Here is a 505-nt window from a genome sequence, read left to right on the forward strand (position 1 = left end):
CATCAAGGGCCTGCCGCCCAACATGGCGCACGTGCCCAGCGGTTGCGCGTTCAACCCGCGCTGCGACCGGGCCCGGGACGTCTGCCGGACGGACGAGCCGCCGCTGCACCAGGTCACCGGGCCGGACGGCACGCCGCTGGCGGGCCGCGGCAGCGCGTGCCACTTCTGGAAGGAGACGATCGATGGCTGACCTGCACAGCAAAGCGGTGAGGCAGGACCAGCCCGGAGCACCCGGCCAGGGCACCGCCACCGCACCGGCCCCGGCGGCCGGTTCCGGCGTGCGCGGTGAACCGATCCTTCAGGTGCGCAACCTGGTCAAGCACTTCCCGCTCACCCAGGGCATCCTGTTCAGGAAGCAGATCGGCGCCGTCCGCGCGGTGGACGACATCTCCTTCGAGCTGCGCGAAGGCGAGACGCTGGGCATCGTCGGGGAGTCGGGCTGCGGCAAGTCCACCGTGGCCAAGCTGCTGATGAACCTCGAAAAGCCCACGTCGGGGGAGATTCT

General features: G+C 70.5%; 2 protein-coding genes. Both read left to right on the plus strand.

Annotated features, from left to right (window positions below):
- Positions 1–190, plus strand: a 190-nt coding sequence (locus OSB71_RS24315; protein ID WP_323055347.1) for an oligopeptide/dipeptide ABC transporter ATP-binding protein, incomplete at its 5' end; no start/stop codon positions are given.
- Positions 183–505 (plus strand): ATP-binding cassette domain-containing protein (locus OSB71_RS24320; RefSeq protein WP_265950958.1); only part of this gene is annotated, 323 nt, incomplete at its 3' end. The genes OSB71_RS24315 and OSB71_RS24320, both read left to right, overlap by 8 nt.

The sequence above is a fragment of the Streptomyces marinisediminis genome (assembly GCF_026262575.1).
Taxonomy (GTDB): Bacteria; Actinomycetota; Actinomycetes; order Streptomycetales; family Streptomycetaceae; genus Streptomyces; species Streptomyces marinisediminis.